The organism is Paenirhodobacter sp. YD-8, from assembly GCF_056590935.1.
In genome coordinates this window covers 2052839-2069245 of the sequence record NZ_CM152649.1, presented here as the reverse complement: position 1 = coordinate 2069245, position 16407 = coordinate 2052839, and the positions used below count along the sequence as shown (strand labels likewise).

Annotated in this window: 11 protein-coding genes; 7 read left to right on the top strand and 4 right to left on the bottom strand. The window is 68.0% G+C overall.

The window, feature by feature from the left end:
• Positions 1-62: 62 nt before the first annotated feature.
• Entirely contained in the window at positions 63-2531 is a 2469-nt protein-coding gene (locus tag AC0QTQ_RS10000) for a penicillin acylase family protein (protein WP_480256445.1), read from the bottom strand.
• Between the two features lie 118 nt (positions 2532-2649).
• Between AC0QTQ_RS10000 and AC0QTQ_RS09995 the strand changes: the two genes are divergently transcribed.
• Positions 2650-3522 carry an NAD(P)-dependent oxidoreductase gene (locus AC0QTQ_RS09995; protein WP_480256444.1) on the top strand — a complete coding sequence of 291 codons (873 nt, stop codon included), beginning with the start codon at positions 2650-2652 and terminating at the stop codon, positions 3520-3522.
• A gap of 168 nt (positions 3523-3690) precedes the next feature.
• Here AC0QTQ_RS09995 and nirD read toward each other — a convergent pair whose 3' ends face one another.
• Both nirD and nirB read right to left on the bottom strand, forming a co-directional pair.
• On the bottom strand, positions 3691-4017 hold the full coding sequence (nirD, locus tag AC0QTQ_RS09990) for a nitrite reductase small subunit NirD (RefSeq protein ID WP_480256443.1): 327 nt from the start codon (positions 4015-4017) through the stop codon (positions 3691-3693).
• The gene (nirB, locus tag AC0QTQ_RS09985; protein ID WP_480256442.1) at positions 4014-6464 is read right to left on the bottom strand and encodes a nitrite reductase large subunit NirB; all 2451 of its coding nucleotides are present in this window, start codon (positions 6462-6464) and stop codon (positions 4014-4016) included. Before nirB ends, nirD begins: the two co-directional genes overlap by 4 nt.
• Before the next feature lie 490 nt (positions 6465-6954).
• On the opposite strand from nirB, the gene AC0QTQ_RS09980 reads away from it, so the two are divergent.
• Both AC0QTQ_RS09980 and AC0QTQ_RS09975 read left to right on the top strand, forming a co-directional pair.
• On the top strand, positions 6955-7335 hold the full coding sequence (locus tag AC0QTQ_RS09980) for a phasin family protein (protein ID WP_121532444.1): 381 nt from the start codon (positions 6955-6957) through the stop codon (positions 7333-7335).
• A gap of 50 nt (positions 7336-7385) precedes the next feature.
• Positions 7386-9338, top strand: a complete 1953-nt coding sequence (locus tag AC0QTQ_RS09975) for a PHA/PHB synthase family protein (RefSeq protein ID WP_480256441.1) — start codon at positions 7386-7388, stop codon at positions 9336-9338.
• A 78-nt stretch (positions 9339-9416) separates the two neighbouring features.
• Here the strand turns inward: AC0QTQ_RS09975 and mnmA are convergent, their stop codons facing one another.
• Positions 9417-10571, bottom strand: coding sequence for a tRNA 2-thiouridine(34) synthase MnmA (mnmA, locus tag AC0QTQ_RS09970; RefSeq protein ID WP_480256440.1), 1155 nt, complete (start codon positions 10569-10571; stop codon positions 9417-9419).
• A gap of 141 nt (positions 10572-10712) precedes the next feature.
• Here mnmA and sciP point away from each other — a divergent pair, with 141 nt between their 5' ends.
• The 4 genes from sciP (at position 10713) to recG (ending at position 16360) form a co-directional block, all read left to right on the top strand.
• Positions 10713-10991 (top strand): CtrA inhibitor SciP, encoded by a 279-nt coding sequence (sciP, locus tag AC0QTQ_RS09965; protein ID WP_480256439.1) that lies wholly within the window; start codon positions 10713-10715, stop codon positions 10989-10991.
• A gap of 95 nt (positions 10992-11086) precedes the next feature.
• A complete protein-coding gene (gene ctrA / locus AC0QTQ_RS09960) occupies positions 11087-11800 on the top strand; it encodes a response regulator transcription factor CtrA (RefSeq protein ID WP_121532438.1) in 714 nt (237 codons plus the stop codon).
• 58 nt (positions 11801-11858) lie between these two features.
• Complete coding sequence (gene ligA, locus AC0QTQ_RS09955) at positions 11859-14273, top strand: NAD-dependent DNA ligase LigA (RefSeq protein WP_480256438.1); 2415 nt, start codon at positions 11859-11861, stop codon at positions 14271-14273.
• Positions 14270-16360 carry an ATP-dependent DNA helicase RecG gene (gene recG, locus AC0QTQ_RS09950; RefSeq protein ID WP_480256437.1) on the top strand — a complete coding sequence of 697 codons (2091 nt, stop codon included), beginning with the start codon at positions 14270-14272 and terminating at the stop codon, positions 16358-16360. The genes ligA and recG overlap by 4 nt, the downstream gene beginning before the upstream one ends.
• Positions 16361-16407 lie beyond the last annotated feature (47 nt).

Genomic DNA, 16407 nt, shown 5'->3' with positions numbered 1-16407 from the left:
TCGGACAAGGAAAAGCCGCGGCACGGGATCCCTGTGCCGCGGCTTTTTTCTGTCCCGGTGGCTTACTTGTCGTCGGGCGCGGCGGGTTCGAGCCGGGTGATGCCGGCGGCCGCGGCGCGGGCGAGGTCCGGGTCGAGCGACATCGGGATATATTCGCCGCGCCGCCACAGCTCCGACAGGTCGTCGTAATGGCGGCTGAGCGGGTGCCCCGACTGGCCGGTGGCGATGATGAAGACCGAGCTGTCGGGATCGGCGAAGTCATAGACGCCGCGATAGCCCGCGCCGTTCACATTGGCGAAGGGGTTCGCGCCCGTGCCCGAGGTCAGGCCGCGGTTCAGGGTGAAATCACCGCCCGAGGTCGATTGCCGGATGTTCATCAGCCAGTTCAGGATCGGCGTCTTGCCGAGCACGGCGTGATCGTGCAGCGCCTCATGCGCGTCGCCCCAGCGCCAGCTTTCGATATTGGGCCCGTATTTCGCCTTCAGCTCCAGGAGCGCCTCGTCGAGCGAGATCCGTGCGATGTCGGTGCAGGTCTCGACCGGGGCCGATTGCATCACGTCGCACCAGCGGCTGGCGCCCTCGGTGTTGCGGAAGACGCGCTCGATGAACAGCGGCTCGAGATGGGTGAATTCCGTGGCGAGCGGGCCGAGCTCGTCGCGGATCAGCCGGTTCTGCAGATGGCGCATCCAGGCGGCATAGATCAGCGGCTCGGGCAGGTGCTCGTTCATGTCGCCATCCCAGGCGGCGAGCAGTTCGAGCGCACGCTGGCGCAGCCGTTCGGGCGTGCCCTCGGGCGCGGCCTCGCCGGTGAACCACAGGTCCTTGCCGACCAGCGGCAACAGGTTGCGCGCGGCGGGCGAGACGGTGTCGAGCTGAGCCGAGATGAAGCTTTCGCGCGAATGCACCTCGCGCTCGCCCATCAGCCGCGTCAGGCGCAGCACGCGCTGGCTGTCGCCCCAGTCGAAGCTGACGTTGTAGGGGAAGGGGCGGTCGATCATCTTGTTGTTGGTGTTGATGACGATGCCGCCCTCGGGGTTCAGGAAGCGCGGGTTGTCGGCATAGGGCAGACGGCCCTGCCAGCGGTTCACCGTCTCCCAGCCCGGCGAGGGCATGCGGCCCTGCGTGGTGTGGCCCGGATCGCGGGCCGGGATCGCGCCGATCGTCACCATGCCGACGCCCTTTTCATCGGCGAGGATCAGGTTCTCGGCCGGCGCGATGTAGCGCTCGCCCGCCGTCACCGCCGCATCGACCGAGCCCGCCTGCATCAGCGCGAGCCCCGCGCTCATCGAGGTGTCGGCGGGGTCGAGTGCAGTCCAGTTCAACGAGACGACATCGCCCGGCGGCGTGATCGCGGCGAGGTTGAAATGGCCCGCCGGCAGCACCGGCCCGTTGTCGGTCCAGCGCAGGGTGATGGTGACGGGCTGGGCGTCCTTGACCTCGATGATCGCGCGGCGGGTGTCGAAGGCCTTCCAGCCGTCCGGCGTGCGGTAGCGCTCGGGATCGGCGGGGTTCAGTTCTTCGATATGCAGGTCCTGATCGTCGACATGGGCCGAGGTGATGCCCCAGCCCAGCCGCGGGTTGCGCCCGCTCAGCACCAGCGGAATGCCCGGGATGGTGGCGCCGATGACGCCGCCGCTGCTCAGCTCGAGGCGCGCGAGATACCACCACGACGGCGCGGTGAAGGCCATGTGCGGGTCGTTCGCCAGCAACGTGCCGCCCGCGGCCGAGCGGCGCGGCGCAGCGGCGACGGCATTCGAGGCGCCGGCGAAGTCGCGCGGCGGGAAGGGCGACATCGCGCCCTCGGCATCGGCGAGCTTCACGCCGGGGGTCAGCCCGGGGAAGAGGCTGGCATAATCAGGCAGGGCCGCGGTGCCGGCGCCCGGCACGTCGGGCAGGATGTCCTTGACCCAGTCCTGGCCCAGCATCGAGACGCGCGCGCGCAGCACCTCGGTCTGCACCTGGCTTGCGGTCTCGGCGGCCAGAAGCTTGAGGATGGCGATGGAATCGGCGGGCGTCCAATAGGCGATATCGGCCTTGAACAGGAAGAACTCGGGCGCGCCGCGGCCAAGCGCCCCCTCGTTCACCTGCTCGATCCAGGCGTTGACGCCGCGCGCATAGGCCTCGAGCGCGGCCTTCGTCTCTTCGTCCTGCGCCGCCACCGATTTCACCGCCGCGCCGTAAAGGTCGAGACGGCGCATCAGCTCGTCGGTCTTCAGCGTCTCGGCGCCGAAGACCTCGCTCAGCCGGCCCTGCACGGTGCGGCGCAGCACGGTCATCTGCCACAGCCGGTCCTGCGCATGGGCAAGGCCGAGGGCGAAGAACACGTCGGCATCGGTCTTGCCGAAGATATGCGGCACGTCCTCGGTCGAGCGCACGATCTCGACCGGGGCCGAGATGCCGGTGACGCTGTAGGTCGCGTTGTAATCGGGCAGCGAGCGCGAGGCGAAATACCACGCCCCGAGCCCCGCCAGAACCAGCACCACGAGCGCCAGCGTGACAAGGCGGACCATCCAGCGAAACAGGGTGAACATCGGCAGGCTCGGCGGCTGAGGGAGGGGGCGTCGGTTGACGGGGCGGGACGAGAGGTTACTAAGTCAGGCAGGACCAATGATCAACGCGCGTTTCGCGCAAGAAAGCGGGAGCAGACCCATGGCGAAGGTGGCATTTCTGGGGCTCGGGGTGATGGGGTTCCCGATGGCGGGGCATCTGGCCGCGAAAGGACACGAGGTGACGGTCTACAACCGCACCCCGGCCAAGGCCGAGGCCTGGGTCGCGCGCCATGGCGGGCGAGCCGCCCCGACGCCGGCCGCCGCCGCCGAGGGCGCCGATTTCGTCATGGCCTGCGTCGGCAATGACGACGATCTGCGCGCCGTCTGTCTGGGCGACGAGGGGGCCTTTGCGGGCATGGGGCAGGATGCGATCTTCGTCGATCACACCACGGTCTCGGCCAAGGTCACCCGCGAGCTGGCCGCGGTCGCCGCGCCGATGGGGCTCGGCTTCGTCGATGCGCCGGTCTCGGGCGGGCAGGCGGGCGCCGAGAACGGCGTGCTGACGGTGATGTGCGGCGGGTCGGAGGCCGATTATGCCGCGGCCGAGCCGGTGATCGCGGCCTATGCCAAGGCCTGCCGACGGATGGGCGAGACGGGGGCCGGGCAGCTGACCAAGATGTGCAACCAGATCGCCATCGCGGGCCTCGTGCAGGGCCTCTCCGAGGCGCTGCATTTCGCCGAGAAGGCGGGGCTGCCGATCTCGGATGTGGTCGAGGCGATCAGCCAGGGCGCGGCGGGCAGCTGGCAGATGTCGAACCGCTACCAGACGATGGAGGCGGGGAAATTCGACTTCGGTTTCGCCGTCGACTGGATGCGCAAGGATCTGGGGATCTGCCTCGCGACCGCCGACGAGACCGGGGCAAGCCTGCCGGTCACCGCGCTCGTCGATCAGTTCTACAAGGAGGTGCAGGCCATGGGCGGCGGCCGCTGGGACACCTCGAGCCTGATCGCGCGGCTGCGCAAGCTGGGCTGAGACACAGCAGGCCCCGCCGGGATGCCGGCGGGGCCTCTGGCCGTCGGGCCTGCGCGGAAGGGGTTCGGGGCAGGGCGCGCGACGGTCTTTCGTGACGGCGAGGATCCCCAGGGAACGGGCCACGATCCGCGGGAGGTCGTGCCGTTCGGCCCCCCGAAAAGCCTGAACTCAGAGCCCCAGAAGCACGGTCGTGCCCTCGAGACGGACGGGGAAGGTGGCGGCGGCACCGCTGTCGGCGCCCTGCGCGGCGCCGGTCTCGAGCGAGATCACCCAGTTGTGCAGCGGGCAGGTGACGCAGCCGTCATGCACGATGCCCTGGCTCAGCGGCCCGTTGCGGTGCGGGCAGCGGTCCTCGAGCGCGAAGAGACGGTCGTCGGCGGTGCGGAAGACGGCGATTGTCATGCGCCCGTTGCGCACGCAGCGCGCGCCCTGGCGCGGGATGTCGTCAAGCGTGCCGATCGCGGTCCAGGTGAGGGGGGTGGCTTGCGCGTTCATTCCGCGGCCTCCAGCTTGAGCGCCGCCATCGGCGCGAATTCATGGGAATACTTGCCCTCGACGCGTTCGGCCCAGGGGTCGATCTGCGCGAAGCGCTGGCTGTAGACGAAGCGGTCGTGCAGGGCGCGCCGCGCGGCGAGATCATCGAAGACCACCGCCTTGACATGATCATAGCCAAGCCGCTTCGCCCATTTGTAGACGCGTTCGAGATAGAAGCCGGTCTCGCGGTAATACTGGGTGAGGGCGGCGATCACCTCGATCACCTCCTCCTCGGTCTTCACGAGGCCGAGTTCCGTCGTGCCCTGGATGTGCAGGCCCGCGGCGCCGCCGTAGACCACCTGATAGCCGCTGTCGACGCAGATCACCCCGATGTCCTTGCAGGTCGCCTCGGCGCAGTTGCGCGGGCAGCCGGTGACGGCAAGCTTCAGCTTGGCCGGCGTCCACGAGCCCCAGAGGAACTTTTCAAGCTTCACGCCGAGCCCGGTCGAATCCTGCGTGCCGAAGCGGCACCAGTCGGTGCCGACGCAGGTCTTCACCGTGCGCAGCCCCTTGGCATAGGCCGCGCCCGAGACCATGCCGGCGTCGTTCAGATCCTTCCAGACGCCGAGCAGGTCCTCCTTCTTCACGCCGAGCAGGTCGATGCGCTGGCCGCCGGTGAACTTCACCTCGGGGACGTCGTATTTCTCGGCGACATCGGCGATGGCGCGCAGCTCGGCGACCGAGGTCACGCCGCCCCAGATCCGCGGCACCACCGAATAGGTGCCGTCCTTTTGGATGTTGGCGTGCACCCGCTCGTTGATGAAACGCGACTGCATGTCGTCCTCGTATTCGCCCGGCCAGTCGGCCATGAGGTAATAGTTCAGCGCCGGGCGGCATTTCGCGCAGCCTTCGGGCGTGCGCCACTCAAGCGCCTGCATCACCGCCGGGATCGACTTCAGACCCTTCGCGCGGATCGCGCGGCGGATCGTGTCGTGGCCGTGATCGGTGCAGGCGCAGATGCCCTCGGCCTGTTGCGCATAGGAATCGCCGAGCACCGCCCTGATGACGTTCTCGACCGAGTTCGCACAGGTGCCGCACGAGGCCGAGGCCTTGGTGGTGGCGCGCACCTCGGCCAGCGAGCTCAGCCCCTTTTCGGTGATCGCACGGACGATGGTGCCCTTGCAGATGCCGTTGCAGCCGCAGATCTCGGCATCGTCTGGCAGCGCCGCCGCCGCCGCGACCGGGTCGAAGCTACCGCCGCCCTGATGCCGCTCGCCGAAGATCAGCGTGTCGCGGATGTCGCTGACGTCGCGGCCCGATTTCAGCATCTCGTTGTACCAGCCGCCATCGGCCACGTCGCCATAAAGAACCGCGCCGATCACCCGGCTGTCCTTCAGGATCACCCGCTTGTAGCTGCCGCGGCGGGCGTCGCGCAGGACGATGTCCTCGCGCCCCTCGCCCTCGCCGAACTCGCCCACCGAATAGAGGCTGACGCCGGTCACCTTCAGCTTGGTCGGCGTCTCCTGATGGCGGAAGCCCTCGACCTCGGCGCCGGCCAGCGCATGGGCGGCGATCCGCGCCATGTCGTAGAGCGGCGCGACGAGGCCATAGACCATGCCGCCGACCTCGGCGCATTCGCCGAGCGCGAAGATGTCGGGGTCGTCGCTGCGCATCTGCGCGTCGGTGACGATGCCGCGGTTGACGGCAAGCCCCGCGTCGCGGGCGATCTGGGTGTTCGGCCGGATGCCGACCGCCATCACCACCAGATCGGCGCCGATCACCGTGCCGTCGGCAAGTTCGACGCCCTCGACCCGGTCGGTGCCGAGGATCGCCTTGGTGTTGGCGGCACAGCGCACCGCGATGCCGCGGCCCTCGAGCTCGCGCTGCAGCAGATAGCCCGCCGCGGGGTCGAGCTGACGCTCCATCAGCGAGGGCATCAGGTGCAGCACGGTGACCTCCATGCCGCGCACCCTCAGCCCCGCCGCCGCCTCGAGGCCCAGAAGCCCGCCGCCGATCACCACCGCGCGCCCGCCCGTTTCGGCCGCGGCGATCATCGCCGCGGTGTCGTCGAGGTCGCGATAGGCGACGACGCCCGGCAGATCGTGCCCCGGCACCGGGATGATGACGGGCGCCGAGCCGGTGGCGATGACGAGCTTGTCATAGGCCGCGACCGTGCCCTTGTCCGAGATCACCGCGCGACGCGCCCGATCGATCGAGACGACGCGTTCGCCCTTGTGGAGCGTGATGCCGTGCTCGGCATAGAAGCCGTCGCCGTGGATGATGATGTCGGCATAGCTCTTCTCGCCCGAAAGCACGGGGCTGAGCATGATGCGGTCGTAATTCACCCGCGGCTCGGCGTTGAAGATGGTGACCTCGTAGGCCGTGGTCAGCTCGAACAGATGTTCGAGCATCCGCCCCGGCGCCATGCCGTTGCCGATGATGACGAGCTTTTTCCTGATATCGCGCATGGCGGTCTCCTGGCGGAGGGCCGGCAGGGCCGGACCCGGGGCTGAGATCGGGAAGCGCGAGACGGCAACGGCGCTCCCACGACCGGAAAGGTTCCGAATCGAAGTCGCAGCCCCGTTGCTGCAGCCCTTGCGGGCGAAGATCGAGAAAGCCGCGCCATTGCGGCAGGGGCGGGCACCCGAGGCACCCGTCGATGGCTCAGCTATGACAGAGATGTGTCCCGGAACAAGTGCGATGCCGGGTTCGGCGACTGTGGCCCGACCCGCGACACGAAAATGTTTTCCGCTGCGGCGTTGAACCGTCAACCTGCTGATAAAATATGCAGGCATGAAATGGTGAGGAACGGTTGCGACGCGCGAATCACTTTGCCTGCGGGACAGGCAGGCAAAGGGTGCCGCGGCGTCCGCAAGTGCGGAGATTGTCACAGATCAATTCTGCACCTGCGAAATCGTGCTAGAGTTCGCGTATTGGCAAATCTGAAGGAGGACAGTCATGCCACCGAAGACGACCACCTCGACGACCACCTTCACGTCCATGCTGAAGGCGCCGTCGGCCGACACTTGGACGATGTTCATGAAACCGCAGGCCCGCATGGCCGAGTCGATGCTGAAGCACAACATCGAGATGCTGGAGTTTCTCAAGGCCCGCTTCGAGCGCGACCGCGAGATGCTCGACGAACTGGCCGATGCCGGTTCCCCCGCCGAAGCCATGGCGATGTGGCAGGGCTTCTGGCAGAAGATGCTGACCGATTATTCGGTCGAGACGAACAAGCTGGCCGCGTCGGCCACCGAAATTGCCGAGCAGGCGATCCGCACCGCGACGGAGGAGGGCGCGGCGATGGTGTCGGCTGCCGGAGGCAAGACCAAGGACTGAGACGGACGCAACGGGCGGGCGCTGCCCGCCCCGAGACATAAGGAAACGCGATGACCACTACCCTCCGCAAGACGCGCGGCCAGCGCGTCAAATCCGACGCCCAGGTGTCGGACGAGATCCTGACCGCGGAAGAAACGCCGGCGGCGAAGCCCGCCCAGCGGTCGCGGACCAAGGCGGCGAAGCCCGCCGCCCCGGTCGAGGCGCCGATGGCGCAGCTGCCGGTTCCCGTGGTGACGAGCAGCGGGATCGCGGGCGATACGCCCGAGAAGCGCGCGGCCGAGGAATCCTTCCGCCAGCTCGATCACTATGTGCATGCGCTGATGGGCAAGGCCGAGGGCGGGCTGTCGCCGCTTGCGCTGTCGCTCGCCTGGGCCGACTGGGCCTCGCATCTGGCGATCAGCCCCGGCAAGCAGGCCGAGCTTGCCTGGAAATCGGCGCGCAAGGCGCAGCGTCTGGCCGCCGAGGTGATGTGCCAGATGGGCGGCGTGGCGAATGAGGGCACCCCCTGTGTCGAGCCGCTGAAGCAGGATCGCCGCTTTGCCGGCCCGGAATGGTCGAAGCTGCCCTTCTCCTACTGGTCGCAGAGCTTCCTGCTTGCGCAGCAATGGTGGGCGAAGGCCACGACCGACGTTCCCGGCGTCGAGAAGAAGCACGAGAAGCTGGTCGAATTCTATGGCCGGCAGATGCTCGACATGTTCGCCCCGTCGAACTTCCTCGCCACCAACCCGCAGCTGATCGCGCGCACGATTGAGGAGGGCGGGCGTAACCTGGTGCGCGGCGCGCAGTATTTCGCCGAGGATCTGGTGAAGAAGGCGACCGGTCAGGAAGAGATGGCCGATGTCTTCGTGCCGGGGCGCGAAGTCGCGGCGACGCCGGGCAAGGTGGTGTTCCGCAACCGGCTGATCGAGCTTTTGCAATACTCGCCGACGACCGAGGTCACGCATCCGGTGCCGCTGCTGATCGTGCCGGCCTGGATCATGAAATATTACATCCTCGACCTGACGAAGCAGGAATCGCTGATCAACTGGCTGGTGGGCCAGGGCTTCACCGTGTTCTGCGTCAGCTGGAAGAACCCCGACGAGGAAGACCGCGATCTCGGCTTCGACGATTACCGCAAGCTGGGCGTGATGGCGGCGATCGACGCGGTGACGGCGATCACCGGCTCGGACAAGGTGCATGGCCTCGGCTATTGCCTTGGCGGCACGCTGCTGTCGGTCACCGCGGCGACGATGGCGCGCGACGGCGACGAGCGGCTGGCGACGCTGACGATGCTGGCGGCGCAGGTCGACTTCACCGAGGCGGGCGAGCTGAGCCTGTTCACCAGCGAGGACCAGCTCGCGCTTCTCGAGGACATGATGTGGGAGGAGGGCTATCTCGACAAAGAAGCGATGGCCGGCACCTTCTCGATGCTGAAGTCGCAAGACCTCGTGTGGTCGCACATGGTGCGCGAATACATGATGGGCGAGCGCGAGACGGCCTCGTCGCTGGGCGCCTGGTCGAAGGACGCCACCCGGATGCCCTACAAGATGCATTCGGAATACCTGCGCAAGCTGTTCCTGAACAACGATCTGGCCGATGGCCGGATGGAATCGGGCGGCGGGCACATCTTCTTGCAGGACATCAAGGCGCCGGTCTTCGCCGTGGCGACCGAACATGACCACATCGCGCCCTGGAACTCGGTGTTCAAGCTGACCTACCTGATGCACGGCGGCGTGACCTTCGCGCTGGTCTCGGGCGGGCACAACACCGGCATCGTCGCCCCTCCGGGCAGCCCGCGGGCGAAATACCGGATGATGACGCACGAGCCGGGCCGGGCACATCCCGGGCCGAAGGAATGGGCGGCGAGCGTGCCGAAGGTTCCGGGCTCGTGGTGGCAGCCCTGGGCCGACTGGCTGCGCGAGACGCAGGGGATCGAGGATGGCGCGCCGCCGCCGATGGGCAACGAGGAGGCGGGCTATGCCCCGCTCGCCGACGCCCCCGGCACCTACGTCCTGGTGCGCTGACCCCCGCTGAACTGGAAAACCCCTCGCCAAGGCGAGGGGTTTTTCTTTGCGCGATCCTGAATGTCGGGGGCAGGCCGGTCAGGCGGTGCGGCCCTTCCAGATCCAGCCGCCGCCCAGGATGCGGGTGCCGCCGGTCTCGTAGAAGACGCAGGCCTGGCCGGGGCTGACGCCCTCCTCGGGGTCGAGCAGCTCGACCTCGGCCTCGGTTGCGCTCAGCGGCCGCACGATCGCCTCGCGCGGCGGCCGGGTCGAGCGGACCTTGACCGAGACGTGCCATTCCGGCCGCGCGGTCAGCGGCTCGTCACCGAGCCAGTTGATCTCGCGCACCGGGATGATGCGGGTGGCAAGCGCCTCCTTCGGGCCGACGATCACCCGCCGCGTCCCGGGATCGAGCTTGACGACGTAAAGCGGCTCGCCGCCACCGATGCCAAGCCCGCGGCGCTGGCCGATGGTGTAGTGGATCACGCCGCGATGCGTGCCCAGCACCTTGCCCGACAGATCGACGATCTCGCCCGGATCGGCGGCCCCCGGGCGCAGCTTCTCGATCACGCTCGCGTAGCTGCCGTTCGGCACGAAGCAGATGTCCTGGCTGTCGGGCTTGTCGGCGACCGGCAGGCCGTATTTCGCGGCAAGCGCCCGGGTCTCGGCCTTCGAGGCGAGATGGCCGAGCGGGAAGCGCAGGAAGGCCAGCTGCTCGGGCGTGGTCGAAAACAGGAAATAGCTCTGGTCGCGGTTCGGATCGGCGGCGCAATGGAGTTCCGGCCCGTTCGGGCCCATCCGGCGCTGGATGTAATGGCCGGTCGCCATGCAATCGGCCTCGAGATCCTTCGCGGTCTCGAGCAGATCCTTGAACTTCACCCGTTCGTTGCAGCGGATGCAGGGCACCGGGGTGGCGCCGGCCAGATAGGCATCGGCGAATTCCTCGATCACCGCCTCGCGGAAGGTGTTCTCGTAATCGAGCACGTAATGCGGAAAGCCCATCGTCTCGGCGACGCGGCGGGCATCGTGGATGTCCTGGCCGGCGCAGCACGCGCCCTTTTTCGCCAGCGCCGCGCCATGGTCGTAAAGCTGCAGCGTCACGCCCACGACGTCATAGCCTTCCTCGGCCAGCATCGCGGCCACCACCGAGCTGTCGACGCCACCCGACATCGCCACCACGACTCGCGTCTCGGCGGGGGGCTTCGGCAGGCCGAGCGAGTTCAGCGGCATATCGTCAGGCAAATCCTTGCTCATTTCGAGGGTCCTTTAACCAGACCCGCAGGAATATAGGAAAAACCGCTGCGGTCACAACCCTTGGCTTCACCCGTCGTTAAGACCGTGGGCTCATGGTAGGGGCCGCAAGACTTCGGGGACGGAAGGTCGGAGGGGAGAGCCATGTATCTGAAGAAAGTCGATGGCCCACGTTCGGTCACCTTGCCAGACGGCACCATCCTGACGCGCGCGGACCTGCCGCCGAAGGACACGCGCCGCTGGGTGGCTTCGCGCAAGGCTGTGCTGGTGCAGGCGGTTACCTATGGGTTGATTCCCCGCGCGGAGGTTCTGCAACGCTATGAACTCTCCGACGAGGAATTCGATCTTTGGACGGAAGCAGTGCAAAAACACGGGGTTGCGGGGCTGAAAGTGACGGCGATCCAGAAATACAGACAACTTTAGGTTGCGTAACGTCAAAAAGATGCAACAGTAAGGAGGTGTTAACCACTTGATGCGAGTCTCGACAGCGATCGAGAGGCGAATGCGGAGGATTGATGATGCGGATCTTGCTGGTAGAGGATGACCCCACGACCTCGCGCAGCATCGAGCTCATGCTGACTCATGCGAACCTGAATGTCTATTGCACGGATCTGGGCGAGGAGGGCATCGATCTCGCCAAGCTTTATGACTATGACCTGATCCTGCTCGATCTGAACCTGCCCGACATCAACGGGCTCGAGGTGCTGCGCCAGCTGCGCCTCGCCCGGGTCGACACGCCGATCCTGATCCTGACGGGCGCCGACGACACCGAGAACAAGATCAAGGGCTTCGGCTTCGGCGCCGATGATTACATGACGAAACCCTTCCACCGCGAGGAGCTGATCGCGCGCATTCACGCGATCATCCGCCGCTCGAAGGGCCATTCGCAATCGGTGATCCGCACCGGCAAGATCGCGGTCAACCTCGATGCGAAGACGGTCGAGGCGGGCGGGCGCCCGGTGCATCTGACCGGCAAGGAATATCAGATGCTCGAACTCCTCAGCCTGCGCAAGGGCACCACCCTGACCAAGGAGATGTTCCTCAACCATCTCTATGGCGGCATGGACGAGCCTGAACTCAAGATCATCGACGTCTTCATCTGCAAGCTGCGCAAGAAACTGTCGGAAGTGACCGACGGAGAAAACTATATCGAGACAGTCTGGGGCCGCGGCTATGTGTTGCGCGACCCCGATCACGGCGCGATCGGCAGTCGCGTCGCCATGGGGGCCTGAGGCTCTGGACGCTTCCCTCGGCTGACCCTATGGATTGGGGCAGCCGAAAGGGACGAAGATGACGGACGAAAAGCCCGCGATCGAAGAACTGACCCATGCGCAGGCCGCCGCCGAGCTGCCTGCGCTCGTTGCCGGCATCGAGGCCGCGAACACCGCCTATCACACGCTGGACGCGCCCGAGATCTCGGATGCCGACTATGACGCGCTGAAGAATCGCCTGCGGGCGATCGAGGCGCGCTTCCCCGATCTCGCCCGCCCCGACAGCCCGACGCAGAAGGTCGGCGGCGCGGTGGCCGAGGGCTTTGGCAAGATCACCCATGCGGTGCCGATGCTCAGCCTCGAGAACGGCTTCACCGATGACGACATCCGCGACTTCGACGGCCGGGTGCGCAATTATCTGGGGCTTGGTCCCGAGGCACCGCTGACCTATACCGCCGAGCCGAAGATCGACGGGCTGTCGCTTGCGCTGCTCTATGAAAAGGGCGTGCTGATCCAGGCCGCGACCCGCGGCGACGGCGAGGTCGGCGAGAACGTCACCGAGAATGCCCGCACCATCAAGGACATCCCGCAACGGCTTGAAAACGCGCCAGATGTTCTGGAAGTGCGCGGCGAGGTCTACATGAGCCACGCCGATTTCGAGGCGCTGAACGCGCGGCAGGAGGCGGCGGGAGAAAAGCCCTTCGCCAACCCGCGCAACGCCGCCGCGGGATCGCTGCGCCAGCTTGATGCGCGCATCACCGCGGCGCGCTCGCTGCATTTCTTCGCCTATGCCTGGGGCGCGCATTCCGAACCCGTGGCCGAGACGCAGAGCGCGGCGATGGAACGCTTCCGCGCGCTCGGTTTCACCGTCAACCCGCTCACCGTGCTGTGCGACGGGCCCGAGGCGATGCTCGCCCATTACCACGCCATCGAGGCACAGCGCGCCACGCTCGGCTATGACATCGACGGCGTCGTCTACAAGGTGAACGACCTCGCGTTGCAGCGTCGGCTTGGCTATCGCTCGACCACGCCCCGCTGGGCGATCGCGCACAAGTTCCCGGCCCAGACCGCCTGGACCCGGCTCGAGAAGATCGAGATCCAGGTCGGCCGCACCGGCGCGCTCAGCCCGGTGGCGCGGCTGACGCCGGTCACCGTCGGCGGTGTCGTCGTCTCGAACGCGACGCTGCACAACGAGGATTACATCGCCGGCCGCAACTCCTTCGGCGAGGAAATCCGCGGCGGCAAGGACATCCGCGAGGGGGACTGGGTGCAGGTCTATCGCGCCGGCGACGTGATCCCGAAGGTGGCCGATGTCGACCTGAGCCGTCGGCCCGAAGGCGCCGCGCCCTATGTCTTCCCGGCGATCTGCCCGGAATGCGGTTCGCCCGCGATCCGCGAGGAGGGCGACGCGGTGCGCCGCTGCACCGGCGGGCTGATCTGCCCGGCGCAGGCGGTCGAGAAACTGCGCCACTTCGTCTCGCGCGGCGCCTTCGACATCGAGGGGCTGGGGGCGAAGCAGATCGAGTTCTTCTACGACCTGTGCCGGATCTCGGAACCCGCCGATATCTTCACCCTGGCGGCCCGCGATGGCACGTCCGAGGCACTGGTCGCCCGGCCGCGCGACCGGCTGGCGCATCAGCTCGCCTTGCCTGACCGGGCCGGGGATCTGCTGGCGCGGCTGGCCGAGATGCTGCGGGCTTCGGGCGTGCCGGTCAATGAGGCCGACCCCGACCATGTCATCTCCGCCATCGAGCATCTGGCCGCGAAGCCGCTCGCCCGGGTCAAGGGCTGGGGCGAGAAATCGGCGCAGAACCTGTTTGCGGCGATCGAGCTGCGGCGCGAGATCGGGCTCGACCGGCTGATCTTCGCGCTTGGCATCCGCCATTGCGGCGAGGCGGCGGCGAAGGACGTGGCGCAGCATTACGGCCGCTGGGAGGCGATGGCCGAGGCGCTCGACCGGGCCCGCCCGGCGGCCCTTGCACAGCGCGCGGCCGATGCGGCCGAGGAGGCCGAACGGGCAACGGCGCAGGCCGAGGGCCGCCGGGCGCGCATCACCGAGGTGCGCAACGCGGCGATTGCGGCCCGTGATGTGCCGGATGACGCCACCACCGCCTGGGCCGACCTTGTCGCCACCGACGGCATCGGCCCGGTGCTGGCGCTGTCGCTCTCGGACGCTTTCGCGAACCCCGAGGAGCGCTCGGCCATCGACCGGCTGGTGGCGCAGCTGACCATCCTGCCGCCGCCCGCCAAGGCCGCAAGCGGCGCGATCGCCGGCAAGACCCTCGTCTTCACCGGCACGCTCGAGAAGATGACGCGGGCCGAGGCGAAGGCGCGGGCCGAGGCGCTTGGCGCCAAGGTGGCGGGCTCGGTCTCGGCCAAGACCGATCTGGTCATTGCGGGCCCGGGCGCCGGCTCGAAGGCCGCGAAGGCCGCCGAGCTTGGCATCGAGGTGATCGACGAGGACGCCTGGCTCGCGCTGGCGCAGGGCACATGAGCGGCCGCCCCGCGGTTCTCTTTCCGCTGTTTGCCGGGCTCGAGACGCTGCCCGGCATCGGCGCCAAGACCGCGGCGGCGCTCGCGCAGCTCGATATTGCACGGCCGCGCGACGTGCTCTTCGCGCTGCCGCATTCGGTCATCGACCGCACGCCCTTGCGCACGATCCGCGAGGCGGTGCCGCCCGCCATCGTCACCGTCGAGGTCACCATCGACGCCCATGTGCCGGCGCGGCGCAAGGGCGGACCGTCGCGGGTGCTGGTGCATGATGCCGAGGCGGAATTCGCGCTGGTCTTCTTCCACGCCCGCGGCGATTTCCTCGAACGGCAGCTGCCCATCGGCGCGCGCCGCCTCGTCTCGGGCAAGCTCGAGCTTTTCGACGGCAGCGCGCAGATGGTCCACCCCGATCACCTGTTGCCGCCGGAAGAGGCCGGCAAGCTGCCGCGCTTCGAGCCGGTCTATCCGCTTGGCGCCGGGGTGACACAGCGGGTGATGGCGAAGGCGGCCGAGGGGGCGCTGGCCCGTCTGCCCGATCTCTCCGAATGGATCGACCCGGCGCTTCGCGCGCGCGAGGGCTGGCCGGGCTGGGCCGAGGCGCTGCGCACCGCCCATGCGCCGACCTCGCTTGCCGACACCGCGCCCACCACGCCCGCGCGCACGCGTCTCGCCTATGACGAGTTCTTCGCCCATCAGATGACGCTGGCGCTCGCCCGACGGATGCAGCGGCGCGGCAAGGGGCGGGCAAGCCTGGGCGACGGCCGGTTGCGGGCGCGGGTGCTTGCCGCGCTGCCCTACCGGCCGACCGGCGCGCAGACCCGCGCGGTCGAGGAGATCACCGCCGACATGGCCTCCGAGCGGCGGATGAACCGGCTGCTGCAAGGCGATGTCGGCTCCGGCAAGACGCTTGTTGCGCTGCTCGCGCTGCTCGCCGTGGTCGAGGCGGGCGGGCAGGGGGTGATGATGGCCCCGACCGAGATCCTCGCCCGTCAGCACCACGAGGGACTGGTCGAGCTGGCTAGGGCCGCGGGGGTGCGCCTTGCGCTGCTCACCGGGCGCGACAAGGGGGCGGAGCGGGCGGCGAAGCTGGCCGATCTCGCCGAGGGGCGCATCCACATCCTGATCGGCACTCATGCCGTCTTCCAGAAGGACGTGGTCTTTCACGACCTGCGGCTTGTGATCGTCGACGAGCAGCACCGTTTCGGCGTCGCGCAGCGGATGGAGCTGGGCGCCAAGGGGCAGGCGGCCGACGTGCTGGTGATGACCGCAACGCCGATCCCGCGCTCGCTCGCGCTTGCCCAATACGGCGACATGGACGTGAGCCTGCTCGACGAGAAGCCGCCCGGGCGCAAGCCGGTGCAGACCGCGCTGATCTCGACCGCGCGGATCGACGAGGTGGTCGCGCATCTGCGCCGCGCCGTGGCCGAGGGGCGGCAGGCCTATTGGGTCTGCCCGCTGGTCGAGGAGAGCGAGCACGTCGATCTGACCGCCGCCGAGGACCGCTTCCTCTCGCTGCGCGCGGCGCTTGGCGAGGGGGTGGTGGGGCTCGTCCACGGCCAGATGCCGCCTGCGGACAAGGACGCGGCGATGGCCGATTTCGTCGCCGGCCGCACCCGGGTTCTGGTGGCGACCACGGTGATCGAGGTCGGCGTGAACGTGCCCGCGGCCTCGATCATGGTGATCGAGCGGGCCGAGACCTTCGGCCTTGCGCAGCTGCACCAGCTGCGCGGCCGGGTCGGCCGGGGGGCGGCCGCCTCGACCTGCCTGTTGCTCTACCAGGCGCCGCTGTCCGAAAGCGGCGAGCGGCGCCTGGCAATCCTGCGCGAGAGCGAAGACGGTTTCCGCATCGCCGAGGAAGACCTTGCGATGCGCGGCGCGGGCGATGTCATCGGCACCGCGCAATCGGGCCTGCCACGCTTTCGCATCGCCGATTTCGAGCGTCAGGCGGGGCTGATGGCGCTCGCCCAAAGCGATGCGCGCACGCTTCTGGCCCGCGACCCCGCTCTTGCCAGCGAGCGCGGGCAGGCGGTGCGGGTCTTCCTGTGGCTGATGGAACAGGACCGCGCGATCCGGCTGATCGACGTCGGTTGAGAAATGTTCTCAAAAAGTTCTTTACTTGCGGAACGGGATATGAGAAC